The sequence below is a fragment of the Longimicrobiaceae bacterium genome, from assembly GCA_035936415.1.
Lineage (GTDB): Bacteria > Gemmatimonadota > Gemmatimonadetes > Longimicrobiales > Longimicrobiaceae > JAFAYN01.
Genome location: DASYWD010000053.1, coordinates 1 through 20225, shown reverse-complemented (window position 1 = coordinate 20225; position 20225 = coordinate 1). Strand labels below are relative to the sequence as shown.

General features: G+C 71.6%; 8 protein-coding genes, 1 tRNA gene and 1 rRNA gene. 4 read left to right on the top strand and 6 right to left on the bottom strand.

Annotated features, from left to right (window positions below):
• The first annotated feature begins 118 nt into the window (after window positions 1–118).
• A complete protein-coding gene (locus VGR37_02320) occupies window positions 119–2419 on the top strand; it encodes a CDC48 family AAA ATPase (protein HEV2146231.1) in 2301 nt (766 codons plus the stop codon).
• A gap of 109 nt (window positions 2420–2528) precedes the next feature.
• Here the strand turns inward: VGR37_02320 and VGR37_02315 are convergent, their stop codons facing one another.
• Window positions 2529–2954: a hypothetical protein gene (locus tag VGR37_02315; GenBank protein ID HEV2146230.1), complete on the bottom strand. Its 426-nt coding sequence runs from the start codon at window positions 2952–2954 to the stop codon at window positions 2529–2531.
• 281 nt (window positions 2955–3235) lie between these two features.
• Here VGR37_02315 and mrdA point away from each other — a divergent pair, with 281 nt between their 5' ends.
• Window positions 3236–5077 (top strand): penicillin-binding protein 2, encoded by a 1842-nt coding sequence (mrdA, locus tag VGR37_02310; protein HEV2146229.1) that lies wholly within the window; start codon window positions 3236–3238, stop codon window positions 5075–5077.
• Window positions 5078–5107: 30 nt separating this feature from the next.
• On the opposite strand, the gene VGR37_02305 is transcribed toward mrdA, so the two are convergent.
• From VGR37_02305 to VGR37_02295, 3 genes are all read right to left on the bottom strand, one after another.
• Window positions 5108–6826, bottom strand: a complete 1719-nt coding sequence (locus VGR37_02305) for a hypothetical protein (GenBank protein ID HEV2146228.1) — start codon at window positions 6824–6826, stop codon at window positions 5108–5110.
• Window positions 6827–6837: 11 nt separating this feature from the next.
• Window positions 6838–9984: a hypothetical protein gene (locus VGR37_02300; protein ID HEV2146227.1), complete on the bottom strand. Its 3147-nt coding sequence runs from the start codon at window positions 9982–9984 to the stop codon at window positions 6838–6840.
• A gap of 714 nt (window positions 9985–10698) precedes the next feature.
• The gene (locus tag VGR37_02295) at window positions 10699–11271 is read right to left on the bottom strand and encodes a hypothetical protein (protein HEV2146226.1); all 573 of its coding nucleotides are present in this window, start codon (window positions 11269–11271) and stop codon (window positions 10699–10701) included.
• A gap of 471 nt (window positions 11272–11742) precedes the next feature.
• On the opposite strand from VGR37_02295, the gene VGR37_02290 reads away from it, so the two are divergent.
• Both VGR37_02290 and VGR37_02285 read left to right on the top strand, forming a co-directional pair.
• Window positions 11743–15840 (top strand): MEDS domain-containing protein, encoded by a 4098-nt coding sequence (locus tag VGR37_02290; protein ID HEV2146225.1) that lies wholly within the window; start codon window positions 11743–11745, stop codon window positions 15838–15840.
• Between the two features lie 157 nt (window positions 15841–15997).
• Window positions 15998–18559, top strand: a complete 2562-nt coding sequence (locus VGR37_02285) for a BamA/TamA family outer membrane protein (GenBank protein ID HEV2146224.1) — start codon at window positions 15998–16000, stop codon at window positions 18557–18559.
• A gap of 212 nt (window positions 18560–18771) precedes the next feature.
• Here the strand turns inward: VGR37_02285 and VGR37_02280 are convergent.
• Window positions 18772–18845 (bottom strand) — tRNA-Ile (locus tag VGR37_02280).
• Between the two features lie 81 nt (window positions 18846–18926).
• A 16S ribosomal RNA gene (locus VGR37_02275) occupies window positions 18927–20225 on the bottom strand; the annotation flags it as partial.

The following is a 20225-nucleotide window of genomic DNA, read 5'->3' as shown; positions in this document are numbered from 1 at the left end:
GCGGGAGCCGACGACGCCGCAAGATGCGCACCCCACGCATGGATCTTGCGCCATCCGGCGCTCCAGCCGCGGCGCACCGGGAGCGCCGATTCGCAATACGAAAACGGGGGCGGGCGGAATGGCAGAGAGCGAGCGGGAGAACGTGCGCGCCCAGGTGGCGGGCGCGAAGACGCAGGACGTGGGCACGGGAGGGGCGCGGATCGGGCACCGCATCCTGAAGGAGCTCGGGATCCGCGAGGGGGAGATCGTGGAAGTGATGGGGAAGCGCTCCACCGCCGTGATCGCCCTCCCGCCGTACCCGGAGGACGACGGGCTGGACATCGTCCGGCTGGACGGGCTGCAGCGCGTCAACACCGACGTCAGCATCAGCGACCACGTGGAGCTGCGCCGCGCCGACGTGAAGCCCGCCCGGCGCGTCACCATCGCCCCCGCGCAGAAGAACCTGCGGCTCATGGGCTCCGGCGACGCGCTCCGCCGCACCCTCTTCCGGCGGCCCCTGGTGGCCGGGGACGTGATCTCCACCTCCGTGCAGCGCGGCGCGCCCAGCCGCGCCACCGACGGGAGCCAGTACCCCGAGGACATCATCCGCAGCTTCCTGCAGCAGAGCGCCTACGGGCTGCAGGAGATCCGCCTCCGGGTGGTGGCGACCAACCCGCGCGGCGTGGTGCAGGTGGACACCGAGACGGAGATCGAGCTGCTCCCGGAGTACGTGGAGGCCGAGGAGCCCCGCCGCGCCGACGTGACCTACGACGACATCGGCGGGCTGGGGGACACCATCGAGCAGGTGCGGGAGATGATCGAGCTCCCGCTCAAGCACCCCGAGCTCTTCCAGCGGCTGGGGATCGACCCGCCCAAGGGGGTGCTCCTGCACGGCCCGCCGGGGACGGGGAAGACGCTGCTCGCCCGGGCGGTCGCCAACGAGGCCGACGCGCAGTTCTTCCACATCGCCGGCCCGGAGATCATGGGACGCCACTACGGCGAGTCCGAGCAGCGGCTGCGGGACATCTTCCAGGAGGCGCAGCAGAATTCGCCCTCCATCGTCTTCATCGACGAGATCGACTCCATCGCCCCCAAGCGCGAGGAGGTCACGGGCGAGGTGGAGCGCCGCATCGTCGCGCAGCTCCTGACGCTCATGGACGGGCTGGAGCCGCGGCAGAACGTGGTGGTGATCGGCGCCACCAACCGGGTGAACGCCATCGACGAGGCGCTGCGGCGCCCGGGGCGCTTCGACCGCGAGATCGTCATCGGCGTCCCCGACACCGCCGGCCGGCGCGACGTGCTCTCCATCCACACCCGCGGGATGCCGCTCGCCGAGGACGTGAACCTGGACGAGCTGGCGCGGATCACCTACGGCTACGTGGGCGCGGACATCTCCGCCCTCGCGCGCGAGGCGGCCATCGACGCGCTGCGCCGCAACCTCCCCAACATCGACCTGGACAAGAAGGAGATCCCGGCCGACGTCCTGGAGAACCTGACCGTCACCCGCGCCGACTTCCTGAACGCGCAGCGGCGGGTGCAGCCCTCCGCCATGCGCGAGATCATGATCCAGGTCCCCAACGTCACCTGGGACGACGTGGGGGGGCTGGAGGAGGCCAAGCGGGCGCTGCGCGAGGGGGTGGAGCTCCCGCTCCTGCACCCGGAGTCGTTCCGGCGCCTGGGGATCCGCCCGGCCAAGGGGTTCCTCCTCTACGGCCCCCCGGGGACGGGGAAGACGATGCTCGCCAAGGCCGTGGCGCGCGAGGCGGAGGCCAACTTCATCGCCGCCAAGTCTTCCGACCTGCTCTCCAAGTGGTACGGCGAGTCCGAGCAGCAGGTCTCCCGGCTCTTCCAGCGGGCGCGGCAGGTGGCGCCCACGGTGATCTTCATCGACGAGATCGACTCGCTGGCCCCCCAGCGCGGCGGCGGGCTGGGCGAGCCGGCGGTCACGGAGCGCGTGGTCAACACGCTCCTGGCGGAGATGGACGGGCTGGAGGAGCTGCAGGGGCTGGTGGTGATCGGCGCCACCAACCGCCCCACGCTGCTGGACCCGGCGCTGCTCCGCCCCGGCCGCTTCGACGAGCTGGTGTACGTCCCCGTTCCGGAGCGCGAGGGGAGGCTGCGCATCCTGGGCATCCACACGAAGGACGTGCCGCTGGGCGCCGACGTGGACCTGGAAGCGCTCGCCGACCGGACGCGCGGCTACACCGGCGCCGACCTGGAGGACCTGGTCCGGCGCGCGGGGCTGCAGGCGCTGCGCGAGAACCTGCAGACTGACGAGGTGCCGATGCGCTTCTTCGAGGCGGCGCTGAAGGAGACGCGCGCCTCAGTGACTCCGGAGATGGAGGAGGAGTACGAGGAGCTGCTGGACCAGCTCAAGCGCGAGAGCCCCCGCGGCCGGATCGGCTTCACCGTCGCGTCGGCGCCCGTGGCGGCGGACTGAGCGGAGCCTCCGGGCCGGAAGCGCGCAGCGGCGGGGAGCCTCGAGGTGGAGGCTCCCTGCGGCAGGATTCCCGATCCCGACGATGGCGCACGGTGGACGGGCCGCGGGCTCAGTTCTTCGCCATCGCCGCCGCGATCACCCCCGCCACGAGCGCCCCGATGCTGTCCCATACCAGGTCCAGGATCGTGTCGCGCTTCCCCAGGATGGCGTTGCTCCGGGCGAACCACTGGTCGTACGCCCACTCCGCGACCTCCCAGAGCGCCCCGACGGCGAGGCCGACGCTCGCCACCGTGAGCACCAGGAGAAAGCCGTGGTCGGCGGCCCCGGTGAGCGACGCGCCGTACATGTAGAGGGCCAGGACCAGCGTGAGCGCGAAGATGGTGTACCCGTGGACGACGTCGTCGTACCAGGGGATCTGGCCGAACCAGTTGAGGAAGTAGCCGGCCGCGTTCGCGGCGATCGCCACCCCGAGCAGGATCCACGCGGTGGTCTTCTCTCCAGCCGTGATGCTGTAGGTGTCGATGGTCGTCTCCATGGTTCCTCACCTCGGGTCGAAACGCCTGCACGTCCGCTACGGCTCACTCCCAAGCAACAGCGGGACCAGCCGCCGCGTCGCGGGGGGTTGCGGCCCCCCGCCCGGATGACAGATCGCGGGACGGGGGCGCACTGTCAGCCGTTCCGTGCGGCGGGCGCGCCGCAGCCGCCGCGCGAGGGCCGTGATTTCATCAATTCCTCATCTTCTTCCGGTGCACGCATCTCCTTGCACGGCCTATCTTTAGATACTTCTGAGTGCCGAACGAGAGAGGAGGTGCAGCAATGAAGCTCCCCGGACCGGATACGCGAGGGCGGCGAACGCTCGGAGCGGCGTTCATGATCTCGCTGGTGATCTCCGTGTTCCTGACGGCGTTCTTTCAGACGCAGGTCGTGCACGGCGAGCAGTACGCGACCCGCTCCGAGGAGAACCGCCTGCAGCCGATCGCGGTCCCCGCCCCGCGGGGGACGATCACGGACCGCAACGGCGAGATCGTCGCCACCAGCGTGACCTCATACTCCGTGAAGCTGCTCCCCGCGGAGGAGGCGACCGTCCGGCGCACGCTCCGCGACCTGGCTCCCTTCCTGGGGCTGTCCGGGGCGGAGGTCGCGCGGCTGATGGAGAAGCGCGAGGCCAGGCCCCACGCGCTCCTCGACGTGAGCGACGACGCCACCTATGCACAGGTCGCGGCCATCGAGGAGCGCAGGTCCGCGTTCCCGAACCTGATCGTCACGGAGACGCCGAGGCGCCACTACCCGGCGGGACCGGCCGTGGCGCACGTGGTGGGCTACGTGGCCGAGGCCGACGAGAAGGATCTCGCGCGTCCCGAGTACAGACGCGCCGGATACGAGCAGGGGCGCTCGATCGGCAAGGCGGGGATCGAGAAGCAGCACGAGTTGAGCCTTTCCGGCGAGGAGGGCTCCCGGTTCGTCGAGGTGGACGCCATGGGCCGGGTGGTCGCCCCCCGCTCCGCGGTCGGCGCCGTGGCGCCGGTCCCGGGGAAGGACCTGAAGCTCACGCTGGACCTGGGGCTGCAGAAGTACGTCCGGGAGATCTTCCCGGACACCATGCGCGGCGCCGTCGTGGCGATGGTGCCCTCGACCGGCGAGGTGCTGGCGCTGTACAGCAACCCCTCGTTCGACCCGAACGACTTCGTGGGCGGGATCCCGGCGGACCTCTGGCGCGCGCTCGGGCAGGACAGCACGAAGCCGCTCCTGAACCGCGCAATCGGGGCGCTCTATCCCCCCGCGTCCACCTTCAAGCTGGTGACCGCCGCGGCGGGGCTGGAGAAGGACCTGATCACGGCCGGCACCGAGATGCCCATCCCGTGCAACGGCGGGATGCGCTACGGGGGCCGCTACTTCGGCGACTGGTACGGGCCGCCGGGGTTCGGCTCGCTGGACCTGCTCGGGGCGATCCAGCACTCGTGCAACGTCTACTTCTACCAACTCGGCATCCGGCTGGGGCTCGACGGCCTCGCGCAGGCCGGGACCGCGATGGGCTTCAACCGCCCCACGGGGATCGACCTGCCGGGGGAGAAGACGCCCACCTTCCCGACCGGGTCGCGGTGGTACAGGGAGCGGTTCGGCTGGGACCCCACGCCCTCCGAGGTGCTCAGCCTGGCGATCGGGCAGGGTCCGAACGCGCAGACGGTCCTCAAGGTGGCGCAGTTCTACAGCGCCGTCGCCGGCAACGGGAAGGCGCCGGAGCCGCACCTGGTGGCGCGCGAGGGCGCCGGACGGGGGCCGGGCGCCATCGACCTGGACCTGTCCCGGGAGGACATGGAGGCCCTCTGGGCGGGGCTCGCCAGGGTGACGGAGAAGGGCGGGACCGCGTACCTCTCCTCGCTGGAGCGGTGGAAGCTGTACGGGAAGACCGGGACGGCGCAGAACTCACAGGGCGAGGACCACGGCTGGTTCGCCGGCTTCGCCGGCCCGCCCGGGAAGGCGCCGGAGGTCGTGGTCGTCGCCATCGTGGAGCACGGGCTGCACGGGAGCGACGTGGCGCCGATCGCGGCAAAGGCCGCCCAGTTCTACCTGGACCGGAAGCACGGCCTCCCCGTGGACCGCGCCCCGACGCTGATCGAGCGGCTGCGGGCCGGCCGGACGAGCTGGGCGGAGTTCTGAGCGCGGCGGGGTGGTGCGGACGGCCGCCGCTCAGTCGATCCGCACCACCGAGATCCGCAGGCGCTCCCCGGGGACGGTCCCGCCCGCGGTGGTCCGGATCACCGCCTCCTCCCCCGCCGGCACGCGGAAGCGGAGGAAGGCCGCTCCCCCGGGCTTGAGCCGGAAGGTCTGCTCCTGCGCGGTCAGCGCGCTCACCCGGAGCGGGTAGCCGGGGTGCAGAGGGGTCCCCTGGGCGTTCTTGAACCCGGTGATGACCGACCGGAAGTTCCAGCTCGGCTGCTGGTAGAGCGGGGGGAACACCACGCCCGGGAGCGCGTCGTCGGTGAATACCGACACGGTCCACGACTGCATCAGGTCGATGGGGCTGACCGGGAGCGCCCGCGCCAGGTTGGGCACCCCGCTCCCCACCCCGTCCACCAGCCGGCGGAAGAAGAGTGCATCCTCCCCGGGCTCCTGGTCGGCCGCGTAGCGGAGGAACGCCCAGCTCGCGCCGCGCGTGGGGAGGTCGTCGACGCCGATGAGCGCGGTGGTGTCCGGGTTCTCCAGGTACGAGATGTAGCGCCCGAAGTTGGAGACCTGGTACGTGAAGAACATCTGCAGGACGTGCGGCGTCACCAGGGCCGCCGGGCCGATGTTCTCGCGCGGGCCGAGCCGGGTGGAGTGGTAGAACATCAGCTCCTCGGCGATGTGGCTGAGCCCTTCGTTCAGCCAGACCTCCTCGAACGGCTGGGCCCCCGCAGTGACGAAGAGCCGCCGCGCCTGGTTGATCAGGTGCTGGAACTCGTGCGCAACCGTGCCCAGCGTGACCCGCAGCACGAAGTCCCTGCTGCGCACCGACCCCGCCTCGCCCCGGGGGTCGGGCGCCAGGAGGTACATGATCGGCGCCTGGTTGCTCGCCGGGCACGCCTCGAAGCGGCCCTGCGGCTGGCGCGGGTACAGGTCGCGCCCGAAGAAGAACCCGCCCACGTAGGAGTTCGACCCCGGCGCGGTGAGGTCGTTCACCGCCCGCGTGTAGAAGAGGATGATCCGCTCCTGCGGAGCGATGAACGAGGCGTAGCGCGGCTCCCCGAAGTTGCGAACGCTCACCGGGTAGATCAGCGTGTCGAAGACCTGGGCCACGTTGCGGTACTCCGCCTCGGAGAACCCGCCCGAGGGGTTGGCCAGGTCCTCCACCACGACGGCCCGCCCGCTGAGCGCGACCACCCGGCCGCGCCGCAGGTCCGGCTGGCGGCAGGGCTGCTCCGCGTTGGCGTTGATCTCCAGCACGTCTCCCAGCGCCGGAGCGGCGGGGATCGCCCCCGCGGCCGCGCGGGAGAAGTCCGGAGCGGCCGCGGCCGCGCGGACGAGGGGGGTCAGCTCGCGGCTCTCGCGCTGCCGCAGGCGAAGGTGCCAGCGGGCGTCCTCCGGCGGATCGCCCGGGAGCGGGATCGCGGCCCGGCTCGGCCCGGCGGCCCGGGAGGCCGAAGCGCCCGTGGGCGGGAGCACGTTGGTCCCCTGGACCTGCAGCTCCAGCTGCGCGGTCGCAGACTCCGAGGCGTTGAAGGGGACGTAGACGTACTCCGCCCCGTCCGCGAATCCGGGGAGGATGATGGAGCCGGCCTCCGCCGCGGTCAGCGTCAGCACCCCGCCCACCTCGAGCGCCGTGCCCTCCCGGAACAGCTCGGCCACGCGGAGCTGCAGCGCCGGGGAGGCGGGCCCCTCGTCGCACGCGGCGAGCAGGAGCGCCGCGGCGAGGATGCAGGTCCTCATGGCGCGCCTCCTCAGAAGCCGGGCTGGAGGGAGAACTGCCAGTGCCATCCGCGGTCCCACTCGAACGGCTTCACGTAGTCGATCTCGGCGATCGCGTAGCCGAGCAGGTTGATCCGCAGGCCCACCCCGGCGCTGGTCACGAAGCCCCGGTCGCCGTCGTCCAGCTGCGGCCCCCGGCCGAAGGCAGGCGAGAGGTCCTGCGCCCAGGCGACCCCCGCGTCCGCGAAGGCGAAGCCCTCGATCGGCGGGAGGGGAATCCCGCCCCCCAGCCGGACCTGCGCGAGCACGGGGAGGCGCAGCTCGGCCTTCGCCACGCCGATCCGGCTCCCGAAGAGCAGCTCCACCACGTCCTCGTCGCACGCCTGCGGGTCGGCGCGGCAGTCGCCGAGCAGGCCGTAGTACCCGCGCACCAGGGAGGGCTGCCCGAGGAAGAGCGGGTAGAAGCTGCCCTCCGCGTCCGCGCCGTAGCGCCCGAAGTGCAGCCCCTGGAAGGCGAGCGCGAACGGGCGCAGCCAGAGGTAGCGCCGGTAGTCGGCCAGCGCCTGCAGGAAGCTCAGGCTCCCCGCCGTGGGGGTGACCTCGAACCGGTAGCGCTGCCCCGCGAAGGGCGAGGTGTAGCCGAAGAGCGAGTTGTCGTAGACCAGCGCGGCCGAGGCCTCGGCGAGGTTGTACGCCGCCTCCGCGCCCTCCGGCTCGAACTCCCGCCGCTCGACGGGATCGAAGCTCACGATCTCGCCGTTCCGGATGACGGGCGGGCCGACCACCTCGATGCCCTGCACGTCCTGCGCGATGCGCCGGTATCCCCCGCTGAACTCCACCCGCTGCGCGGGCGACAGGGGGTACTGCGTCAGCCCCTTGAGGGCGGTGTTGAAGGTGCGGAAGCGGAGCACCTGGTTCCGCACCAGGTTCTGCCCCTCGTCGAAGAACACCCTCTGGCTGAGGGAGATGTAGGGGATGCGCTCCGCGGTCGCGCCGTAGTTGAAGCGGCGCTCCTGGTTGAGGTAGAAGACCGAGAAGCCCAGCTCGTCCACCTGCCCGCTGGCCTGTACGGTCCCCGCGAGGGTGTGGTAGCCCAGCACGTCGCTGAAGAGCGCGGAGATCCCGCCGTACAGCCCGCCCTGCCCCGTGACCCCGCCGGTGGCGTACCCCACCTGCGGCTGCCCCAGGTAGTCGAGCGTCAGCGTCGGCCGGTACGGGCGAACCGGCCACTCCGCCGGAGCGCCGGGCGCCGCCAGCCCGAAGCGCGGATCTGCCAGGATCGTGGCGACCCGGTTGAAGGCCGCCTCCTGCGGCCGGGGCACCGGCGGAAGGACGGCGGGGAGCGGGGGCTCCCCCACGCGCCCGGCCACGGCCGCGACCGGGGTGCCGGCGAGCTGGTCGGCTCCGTTCAGCGCGTAGACGTTGTACCCGTTCTTCTCGTACGCCGTGAAGAGGAGCCGGTCCGCGCTGCGCGCCGCCGAGATGGCCGGGCTGATGTCGGTGATCCCGCTCACCCCGCCGAAGAGCCGGGTGAGCTGGAAGAGCCGGCCGCTGGCGACCTCCACCCGGTACACGTTGGGGATCCCGTCCCGGTTGGAGACGAAGTAGAGCCCGCTCCCATCCCGGTTCCAGACCGGGTTGATGCTGCTCCCCTCCCCCGGAGCGGGGAGGACGCGCGTCTGCCCGGTCCCCAGGTCCAGCAGCGCGAGCCGGTAGCCGCCGTACTGCAGTGTCCCGAGGTCGGTTCCCGGCCCCTGGTCGGTCACGAAGGCCACCGTGCGCCCGTCCGGCGAGACGTTCGGGTGCAGGTTGGCGAACAGGTCCTGCGTCAGGCGGCGGGTCTCGCGCGTCTCGTAGTCGTAGGCGTACAGGTCCGACACCCCGCCGCTGATCCCGGAGAAGACGATGGTCCGGCCGTCCGGGGCCCAGACGGGAGTGGCGATCTCGATCACGCCCGGCACCCGCGCCTCGCGGAGCACGTCGCCCCGGACGGCGTCCAGGATCACCAGCACGTCCTGCCCGCCCTTCAGGGCGCTGAAGACGAAGCGGCGGCTGTCCGGGGCCCACCCGCCCGCGGAGTTGATGTAGCGGAGGCTCTGGAAGTGCGGGTCGAAGGCGGTCCCCTTCTGGAGCCGGCGGATCACCTCCCCCGTCTCCGCGTCCGCCAGGAAGAGCTCCACGTCGAAGAAGTCCAGCTCCGAGAGGAAGGCGACGTACCGCCCGTCCGGGGAGACCGAGGGGCCCAGGTTCAGCCTCCCCCCCTCGCCGCGCTGGGTGATCAGCGGGCGCGCCACCTCGCGGGCCTCGGGACGCTCCGCGAGGAGGGGGAGGTAGGCGCGGCGGATCGCCACGTGCCAGTCGTCGGAGAGGCGGTCCAGGGGGACCCCCAGGACCCGCTCGAAGGCCTGGTCAAACCGGATCCCCTGCCCCACCGCCTGCAGGATCTGCCCCACCGTGGCGTCGCCGAAGCGTCCGCCCACGTACGCCCAGAGGGCGTGCCCCCAGCGGTAGGGGAAGAACCGCGGGTCCGTGGAAAGCTGCTCGATCGTGGGGACGTTCCCCGACAGCACGGCGTCGCGCAGCCACATGGCGGTGTGCGGGTCCACCGGGCCCGTGGAGAGGTACTCGGCCATCCCTTCGGTGAACCAGAGCGGCGCTTCCCCGAACGCCCGCGCTGACGCGGAGATGTTGCCGCGCGAGCGTCCCAGCCCGGAGATGTCGTACTGGAAGGCGTGCACCAGTTCATGGCCCAGCACGTGGTCGGTTTCCTGGTAGGAGCCGGTAAGCGGCATCACCACGCGCTGCTTGAATCCCTCCGTGACCCCGCCCGTCCCCTCGCCGATCCCGCTGCGCAGCGTGGTGGTCTGCTGGAACGCGGGATGGCTCCCGTACAGCACCAGCGGCTGCCGTTCCGTGAACCGGTGGTCCAGGATCCTCGACAGCCGCTCGTACCAGCGCTCGGCCATCCGGGCCGCGTCGCGCGTGGCGGCCTCCTCCTCGGGGTAGTAGTAGATGTCGAAGTGCGGGGTCTGCATCACGCGGAAGTCGAAGGTGCGGTACTGCACCTTGTTGCGCCCGAAGTACTGGCCGTCGAGCGGACCGGCCGGGGAAAGGGTTCCGCATGCGATCGCCGCGGCGAGGGCGAGCGAACGGGCGAGCCGCTTCCGAACAGCTGTCATGGGGCGCATCTCCGTGTGAGCGTGACCGAGCCTACGCCCGGGGACGCAGCGGTGAACCCGACGTCCGGCGCCGGCCGGGCGGCGTGCAGCCGGGACGGCAGGCAGGGCCGCCGGGAGCGGTTCGTCCGCCGGCCCTGCCTGCCGTCCCCCTCCTCGGCCCCGACCCGGGCTACCGCCTCACCACACCCTTCCCCGGCACGGGAAGGGCGAGCATCGCCGACGACAGTCGCAGGCGCAGTGCCTCGCGGTAGGACAGATCGCCGGCCCCGGCGCATCTGTCATGGAGCACGGCCCGCCAGGGCGGCCGACGGGGATCCCGACCGCGGGTGGGAGGTGGCCGCCGCCAACCAGCGGAAGGATCGGCGAGTTGGACCGGATGCTGGTGGACACCGCGTTCGTCCACACGGTGCGCCGTTCGGCGCGTCCGGTTCCGCCTCAGGGCGCCTCGTCGACCAGGCCGTCCCCATCTTCGTTGATGCCGTTTCCGGCGATCTCCACGCCGCCCTCCTCCTCCCCTCCGCACGCACCGAGTGCTAGCGCGCCCGCCAGCGCGGGGACAAAGAGCAGTTGCGGATCTCCATGGGTCCTCCCCGCAGAGTTTCGGGAGCGACCACGGCATCGCCGTGTCGTGCAGGCTCCCGCTCCGTCGCGGGAGCGGTGCATGCGACGAGGGGCCGCCTGTCGGCAGCCCCTCGTTCGCGCAGCGCCGGATGGCTACATCTTCTGGATGTTGCGTCCGTCCGTGATCAGGAAGACCTGAAGCCCGCTGAGGACCCGGCGTGTTTCGGGCTCGATGGGGCCCTGCAGGTGCTGCAGCGAGGTCGGGTCGTGGATCACGCCCTCGGTGATGCGGATCATGTCCCCGGCGTTCACGTTGGGCATCTCGGCCTGCTTGCCCTGCACGTCGGCCACGCCCGGCTGCGCATTGGGCATGGCCCCCTCGTTGATCACTACGAAGAGCCGCTGGCCCTGGTCCTCGACCCAGAAGCCACGGTCGGACACGACCTCGGCCACGCGCAGCGGCGCGGCGGGGGCGAAAGTCTGCCCGATCACGCCGCTCGGGTTGCCGAGAACCGAGGCGATCGTGTTGAACGGGCCCTGCACCACCGGCTCCGGGGGCGGCGGGTTGGCGGGCACGACGCCCTGCTCCGCGACCGGCGGAGCGACCGCCACAGGCTCCTCCTCGTCCGGGATGAGCCACCAGGCGATCAGCGCGAGCAGGAGCAGCCCCAGGATCACCCAGAGCCACGGAAAGCCCGATTTGCGTTCCACGTCGATGTCGGCCATTTCTCCCTTCCTGTGAAAGTAGTCCTCTCCACATGCACTCACGTGAGCGGGTGCAGGCGACTCCGGGCGGCTCCGTCGGTGCGCCGGTCCAGACATCCCGCCCGACTCCGGACCGTCCTGCGCAAGGTGCGTGCAGCGGATCACGGTTCACCCCGCTGGAGCCGGACAGAGCGCGGGCCGAGGCCAGGCTGTCCGATTCGTCCACGTGCCCGCCCGGCCGCGCCCCGGGGAACTCCGCTCGCTCCGCCGGGTTCAATCCGCCCCCACCGAGGCGGCGCAATCCGCGGGCCGAGCCGCTCGTCCGGCGGTGCGGCTCTCGCCTGAAGGTTGCATCCACGCCTGCCAGCCACGTGGGAGCCGTGGATCGGGCACCGTCACGGGCCCGGCCTTCCGGAGCTCGCGTTTCCTTCGAAGCAGGGCGGATCCGGACCGGACCGCTCCCCGACGCACCATACCCGACGGAGCTGCTCCATGCAGACGCTCGTACAGTTGCACCACGAGTCGGCGGCCGCACGCGGGCCCCTGCAGCTCGGGAACATCGCCGGCCTCACGTGGGGGGAGCACCTCTGCCTGGTCTACGACTCCCCGGGTGAGCCGCTCCCGGCCGCGGCGGAGTTCCTGGCGGGGGGCCTGCGCCGCGGCGAGCGCTCCGCCTACGTCGCCGACGAGCACACGACGGAGCAGGTGGCCGAAGCGCTGCGGGCCGTCGGCGTGGACGTGGAGCGCGAGCGGGAGCGGGGCGCGCTGGTCCTGACCACCGCACCGGATTTCGGCAACCTGCGCCCGTTCGATCCGCTCCGCATGTGCGACCGCCTGCGGGGGCTGGTGGCGGAGGCGCTCGGGGACGGGCACACGGGGCTCCGCCTCGCCGTGGACATGACGTGGGCGCTGACCCAGGGAGTCGAGTTCGCGGAGCTGATCGAGTACGAGGCCATGACGAACTCCCTCGTGTTCGCCAGCGGCCACATCACGGCGATGTGCATGTACAGCCGCCGCCGCTTCCCCGCGGAGGTCCTCCGCCCCCTCGTCGACACGCACCCGTTCCTGGTGGTGGACGGGGAGGTCCGGCCCAACCCGACGTACCCGCAGGGCGCCCCCCTCGCGGATGCGGCACGCCGGCTGGATCCACCCGGCAGCACGGACACCGACGAGGAGCGGATCCGGCGCGAGGTCGGCGCGCGCGTGGCAGAGGCGGAGCTGGAGATCACCCGGCGACTGGCCTTCCTCGCCGAGGCGGGCCGCGTGCTCTCCTCGTCCCTGGACTTCGAGAAGACGCTGCAGCGCATGGCGCGGCTGATGATCCCCGTCGTGGCCGACTGCTGCGCCGTGGACGTCCTGGACGAGTCCGGTGCGCTCCGCCGCGTCGCCACGGCCCACCGCGACCCGGCCGGAGAGGCGCTCACCACCGAGCTGGGCCGCCTCCCTCCCGACCCGAGCCCCACCGGCGCCCTCGCGCGCGTGCTCCGGAGCGGCGAGCCGGAGCTGGTCCCCGACCTCGAGTCCGCGGTGCTCCAGGCCGGAGTCTGCGACCCCGAGCGCCTCCGGATCGCCCGGGAGCTGGGGGTCCGCTCCCTCCTGGTCGTCCCAATCGTCTCCCGCGGCGCGGTGCTGGGCGCCGTCACCCTCGCGTACACGGATTCGGGCCGACGGCACGGGCCGGACAGCGTCGCCCTGGCGTGGGAGCTGACCGGGCGTGCCGCCGCCGCGATCGAGAACGCCCGCCTCTACCGCGAAGCCCAGCGGGAGATCACGCGCAGGGCGCACGCCGAGGAAGCGCTCCGGAAGAACGAGGAGCGCTTCCGGCTCCTCTTCCAGGACAGCCCGCTGCCGATGTGGATCTTCGAGCCGGAGACGCTCCGCTTCCTGGACGTCAACACGGCGGCCGTGGAGCACTACGGGTACTCCCGCGACGAGTTCCTGCAGATGACGCTCGAGGACATCCGTCCGCGCGAGGACGTCGAGCAGCTCAGGCGGATCGCCGCCGAGCGGCCCGAGGGCGTCATCTCCCGCGGGGAGGCCCGGCACCTGAAGCGGGACGGCAGCCTCATCTACGCCCGGATCACCACACAGCCGACGACGTTCGAGGGGCGTCCGGCGCGCGCCGTGGTGGTGGTGGACGTGACCCGGCAGCGGCTGTCCGAGGACGAGATCCGCGCCGCGAACGAGCGGCTCGTGCTCTCCGTCTCCCGGGAAAAGGAGCTGGCGGAACGGGCCAGGGCGTCGGAGGAGCGGCAGCGCTTCCTGGCGGATGCGAGCACCCGGCTGCTGGACGCTCCCCTGGAGTGCACCCCCCGCCTCTCGCTGCTGGCGCAGCTCTCCGTCCCGGTCCTGGCGGACTACTGCCTGGTGGACCGGATCGAGGAGAGCGGCGAGGTGTGCCGGGTAGGCGCCGCGCACGTGGATCCCGCAAAGGAGCCGCTGGTGCGCGCCCTGCTCCGGTTCGCCCCCACCTGGGAGCAGGCGGAGGGAGCGTCGGAGGCGTTCCGCACGGGGGAGCCGGTGCTCGTAACCGACGTCGCCGAATCGGCCCTCGCGGAGATCGGCCAGGGGCCGGAGCACCTGGAGCTCCTCGCGAAGCTCCGGCCGCGCTCGTTCCTCTGCCTTCCGCTGGTCGCCCGCGGGCGCACCCTCGGAGCGGCCACCTTCGTGTACAGCGACTCCGCGCGGCGGCACGGTCCCGACGAGCTCGCCCTCGCCCGCGACCTCGCGAACCGGGCGGCGCTCACCATCGCGAACGCGATGCTCCACGAGGAGGCGACCCGGGCGGTGCGCGCGCGGGAGGAGGTGCTCGGGATCGTGTCGCACGAGCTTCGTGATCCGCTGCAGTCCATCCTGCTGCACCTGGAGATGCTCTCGCTCCTGGTCCCGCCGGAGGAGCGGCTGGAGCGAGAGCGGCGCGCGCTGGAGGCGATCGGCTCGTCCGCGCAGCAGACGGTTCGCCTGGTTCACGACCTCCTGGACGTTACCCGGATCGAGGCGGGGCACTTCACGGTGCGCCCCTCTCCCCAGGAGGTCGCTCCTCTCGTCGACGAAGCGCTCGGCATCGTCGGCCCCCTCGCGAGCGTCCGCTCCCTCCGGCTGGAAGCGCGTGTTCCCGCCCAGCTCCCCCTGGTCCGCGGAGACCGGCAGCGGCTGCTGCAGGTCCTCTCCAACCTCCTCGGGAACGCCGTCCGGCACACGCCGGAGGGAGGGAGCGTCACCCTCGCCGCGGAGGCGGCCGGCGATGAGGTTCGCCTCTCCGTGCGGGATACCGGGACCGGGATCGCGGCGGAGAGCCTGCCGCACGTCTTCGAGCGTTCCTGGACGGAGAGGCACGACGGGGGGCTGGGATTCGGCCTCGCGATCGCGAAGGGGATCGTGGAGGCGCACGGAGGGAGGATCTGGGTAAAGAGCCGTCTCGGAGAAGGCTCGGAGTTCTCCTTCACCGTCCCGGCGACCGCTCCCGTCGCCCCCGAAAGCCCGGAGGACCCCGACGAGGCCGTGTACGAGCGCCTCGCCCGGATCGCCGTACTCTCCGCTCCGACGGAGCGCGACCGGGCGCGGCTGAAGGCGGAACCTCCGCGGGAACGCCGGCAGGGCGAGGCAGCGGAAGGAGGTACGGACCTCCTGGAGCTGGCCAGCGGATCCGGCGATGCGTCCGCCGAGGGGCTGGTCGGATCGCTGCGGGAGCTGATCGCGCACTCGGTGTACGCCGGCCTTCTCCGCCCCGGAGACCGCCTCCCCAGCATCCGCGAGATCGCGGACCAGTTCGGCGCCAGCCGGCACGCCGTGGTGTCGTCCTATGCGCGGCTCGCGGAGCAGGAATGGGTGGAGAAGCGCGAGCGCTCCGGGATGTACGTGGCGGAGCAGCACCGTGGGGCGGCGGCGCCGCTCGGGGAGACGGCCGAGTGGCTCTCCGCTGTGCTCGTGGAAGCCTGGTCGCACCGCATCAAGATCCCCCGCCTTCCGGACGTGCTCCGGCGCTACACGGGCGAGACGCAGCTCCGCTGCGCGTGCCTGGATTCGGACGAGGACACGCTGCTGGAGCTGTGCACCGAGCTCTCGCAGCACTTCGGCCTGGAATGCCGCGCCGTGCCGCTGGAGAGCCTGCCCCCGCACCGCCCGGACTCTCTCCTGGACCTCCGGAGCCTCCCCCCGGAGATCCGGGAGGCGGACCTGCTGGTCACGACCACGTACCACGGGCCGTCCGTCCGGGCCGTGGCCGCCGCGCTCGGGAAGCCCTACGTCGTGACGCGGGCGAACCCGGAACACGTTGCGGCGGCGGAAAAGAAGGCGCGGGAGGGGGCGCTCGCCGTCGTCTGCAGGGATGGACGCTTCGGGGAGCGGATCCGGGCGTTGCGGGGAGGAATGTACCGCGAGCGGATCCGCGTGGCCCTCGCGGAAGACCGGGCAGCGGTCGAAAAGCTCGATCCGGCAGAGCCGGTGCTGCTCACCCGTGCAGCCCGCGAGGTCCTGACCCGCTCCGACCTGCGCCTGCTGGTCCCGTTCGCCCCGCCGTTCTCCACCGAGTGCGCGCACGCACTCGGACGGCTGGTCGTCCGGCTGAACCTGGAGAGCGAGCGCAGATGAGGCCGGCGTCACAGATCCCCGCGCGGACCTCCGCTGTCCATGCGCCGGGCGGGGCCGGGAACGCGTGTTGCACCCCTCCCGTACGCCCGCCACGGGGCTTTTCCGGCTAGACGAAACGTCCACCTGCGTGCGCGGCCTGGGAGGAGACACTGCGATCATGAGACTAGATCGAGCCCTGTCCTGCGGCCTGGCGCTCGTCCTGGCCGGCGGACCGTCCCTCGCGGCGCAGGGGGCCCGCGCCGACACCGCCACCGTGGTGGCCGGGGCGCGATACGCGGCCGGCAGTCTCGAGGAGGCGCTCCTGGGCCGCTCGTACCGGGACCTCTGGACCACGCCGGTCCGCATACCGGTCCTCCCGCTCGACACCCTCGGGGGGCTCACGCCCACGGAGCTGGGCGGCGGCAACCAGACGATCTCGCTCGTGCTGATGGCGCCGGGCGGACGCGAGTACCGCTTCCGCCTGGTGGACAAGGACCCGGGCCGCAGCTACGGCCCGGACCTCAAGCACACGCTCGTCCACGACGTCATGCAGGACCAGGTCTCCTCGCTCAACCCGGCCGGGGCGCTGGTGGCGGACCGGATCCTGGACGCGGCGGGGCTCCTGCACGCGTCCCCGCGCCTGTACGTCATGCCGGACGCCCCCGCACTGGGGGAGCACCGCGCGCTCTTCGCGGGGAAGCTGGGGCTCCTGGAGGAGCGTCCCGACGAGGTGGAGGGGCGCGTTCCGGGCATTCCGGGGGCGGTGGAGGTGGAAGGCACGGAGGACTTCCTGGAGGCGCTGGAGGAAACGCCGCGGCACCGCTTCGCCGAGCGCGAGTACCTGACGGCCCGCCTCGTGGACCTCTTCCTGGGCGACTGGGACCGCCACGCCGACCAGTGGCGCTGGGCGCGCTTCGAGCTGGGCGGCGACCGCCACCTCTGGCGCCCCATCCCCCGCGACCGGGACTACGTCCTGGTGGACTACGACGGGCTGCTGGTCCGCCCGGCCGGCAGGTTCGTCCCACAGGCCAACCGCTTCACGGAGCAGTACAGGGGGACCATCTCCGGCCTGGTGTACAACGCGGAGGTGCTGGACCGCCTGCTTCTGGGGGCGCTTCCCGGGAGCGCCTGGGACTCCGCGGCGCTCGCGCTCCGGGGCACGCTCACCGACCTGGTGATCGACGAGGCGGTGGACCGGCTCCCGCCGGAGTACGAGGGGATCGTTGGAGCCGACCTCCGGCGCATCCTCCGCGCCCGCCGCGACGCCCTCCCCGAAGCCGCGCGCACTCTCTACGCGCGCCTCGCCGTCGCACCCGAGATCCGGGGGACCGACGAGCAGGACTACGCCCTCGTCGAACGGCTCCCCGGCGGTGCCGTGCGGGTGCGCATCTGGGCGGGAGCGGAGCCCCGGGGGGAGCCGTACCGGGAGCGCCTCCTTCTCCCCGGCGAGACGGAGGAGGTCCGCCTCTTCCTACACGGCGGGGACGACCAGGCGGTGGTGGAGGGAGATGGGTCGGACATCCTGGTGCGGATCGTCGGCGGCGGGGGCGACGACCGGCTGGTGGACCGCGGACGGAGCGGCCGCACCGTGTTCCACGACGCGAGGGGGGACAACCGGTTCGCCCGCGGCCCCGGGACGGCGGTGGACACGCGCGAGTACCGCGGGCCCGAAAAGAGCCTGGACCCGCGCGCCGACCCGCTGCGCGACTGGGGCGCGGAGTTCTCGCCTTTCACCCCGTTCGTGAGCTGGCGCCCGTTCGCGGAGCTGGTGGTGGGGGGCGGACCCACCCGGACGCGCTACGGCTTCCGGCGCCACCCCTGGGCATCCCTGCAGTCCGTGCGGGCGCTCTGGGCGCCGCTCCACTCTTCCCGCTTCGGGGTCGAGTACCTGGGCCGCTTCCGCCGCACGGGAAGCGACGCGGTGGCCGGGCTTCTCGCGTCCGCCACCGGGCTGGAGGCGGCGGCCTTCTACGGCTTCGGCAACCGCACCGGGGCCCGGCTGGAGCCAGAAGACTACGTGGTGTGGTCGCGACAGCTCCTCCTGCAGCCCGGTCTCGTGCTCCCGCTCGGCGACGCGGTGGCGCTCACCCTGGGCGGCGAGGCGCGCTACACCGACCCGGAGGTGGACGAGGGCACCCCGGCCGCGAGCCTCTCTCCCCCGGGCGCACGCGCCTTCGCCGCCGCGGGAGCGCGGGCGGGCGTCGTCGTGGAGCAGGTGGACGACCCGGCGCTGGCGCGGGAGGGATTCCGCGCGGAGCTGGGGGGCGCGGTGTTCCCGCTGGTCGCGGAGGCGGATGGGGGAACGGCGGCCGGGTTCGGCAGGGTGGGGGCGGTCGCCTCCGGGTACCTTTCGCCCCTGGAGGGCGGGCCCACGCTGGCGCTGCGCGCCGGGGGCGAGAAGCTGTGGGGCCGGTTCCCCTTCCAGTACGCCGCCTTCGTCGGCGGGTCGGAGACGCTGCGCGGGTACTCGCGGCACCGCTTCGCGGGGGACGCCGCGCTCCACGGCACGGCGGAGCTGCGACAGGTGCTCACCCGCCTGGAGCTCGTTACGCGGGGAGACCTGGGCGTCGTCGCGCTCGCGGACGCGGGGCGCGTCTGGCACGACGGCCGGTCGGAGGGCGGGTGGCACACCGCGCTGGGCGGGGGGGTGTTCTTCTCCTCCCTGGGCCGGACGCTCACCGTCACCTACGCCCGCGGGGAGCGGGGGATCCTCTACGCCGGACTCGCGCTCCCGAACTGAACGAGCGTGCTCCCCGGCGGCGGCGCGTTACTGCGAGATCGCGGAAAGCCGTCGCCCTCGAAAGTGTGGAACGCAAATTAAGGTGGGCCTATACACCGTGTCCCGGGTGCTCCAGCGGGTGCGAGAGGATCGCCTCCTCCACCCGCGGGAGGGTCGGAAAACAAAAAAAGCACGGCCACCCGCAGTTCGCGGAGTGACCGTGCTTTAGCCAGTGGGCCTGGGTAGAGTCGAACTACCGACCTCACGCTTATCAGGCGTGCGCTCTAACCACCTGAGCTACAGGCCCTGAAACCAAGATCTGGATGTCTGTGGGATCGACTTACGAGTGACCTTTCTGCTCCCGAAGGAGCTTACTCGGCATACTCTGAAAGGAGGTGATCCAGCCGCAGGTTCCCCTACGGCTACCTTGTTACGACTTCGCCCCAGTCACCGAACTCGCCTTCGACCGCTCCTCCCCTTGCGGGTTAGGTCACGGGCTTCGGGCGCTCCCGACTTCCATGGCGTGACGGGCGGTGTGTACAAGGCCCGGGAACGTATTCACCGTGGTGTAGCTGACCCACGATTACTAGCGATTCCGGCTTCACGCAGTCGAGTTGCAGACTGCGATCCGAACTTGGACCGGGTTTCTCCGATTCGCTCCCCCTCGCGGGCTCGCTGCGGTTTGTCCCGGCCATTGTAGCACGTGTGTGGCCCTGGGCGTAAGGACCATGATGACTTGACGTCGTCCCCACCCTCCTCCGGTTTGTTACCGGCAGTCTCTGCAGAGTCCTCGGCTCTACCCGTTAGCAACAGCAGATAGGGGTTGCGCTCGTTGCGGGACTTAACCCAACATCTCACGACACGAGCTGACGACAGCCATGCAGCACCTGTGCTAGAGCTCCGAAGAGGGGCTCCGCTTTCACGGAGCTTTCTCTAGCATGTCAAGCCCAGGTAAGGTTCTTCGCGTTGCTTCGAATTAAACCACATGCTCCACCGCTTGTGCGGGCCCCCGTCAATTCCTTTGAGTTTCAGCCTTGCGGCCGTACTCCCCAGGCGGGGCACTTATCGCGTTAGCTACGGCACGGAGAGGGCCGATCCCCCCCGCGCCCAGTGCCCATCGTTTACGGCGTGGACTACCAGGGTATCTAATCCTGTTCGCTCCCCACGCTTTCGCGCCTCAGCGTCGGACCATGCCCAGCGAGCCGCCTTCGCCCCCGGTGTTCTTCCGGATCTCTACGCATTCCACCGCTACACCCGGAATTCCGCTCGCCCCTACATGTCCCCAGCCGTCCAGTATCCCCCGCGGACCGGAGTTGAGCTCCGGGCTTGAACGGTGAGACTTAAAAGGCCGCCTGCGCGCGCTTTACGCCCAGTAATTCCGAACAACGCTCGCACCCTCTGTATTACCGCGGCTGCTGGCACAGAGTTAGCCGGTGCTTCCTCCCCGGGTACCGTCACTCCAGAAGGCATTTCCTCCCCTGGGCATTCTTCCCCGGTGACAGCGGTTTACACCCCGAAGGGCTTCCTCCCGCACGCGGCGTCGCTGCGTCAGACTTTCGTCCATTGCGCAAGATTCCCCACTGCTGCCTCCCGTAGGAGTCTGGGCCGTATCTCAGTCCCAATGTGGCCGGTCGTCCTCTCAGACCGGCTACGCGTCGTTGCCTTGGTGGGCCGTTACCCCGCCAAC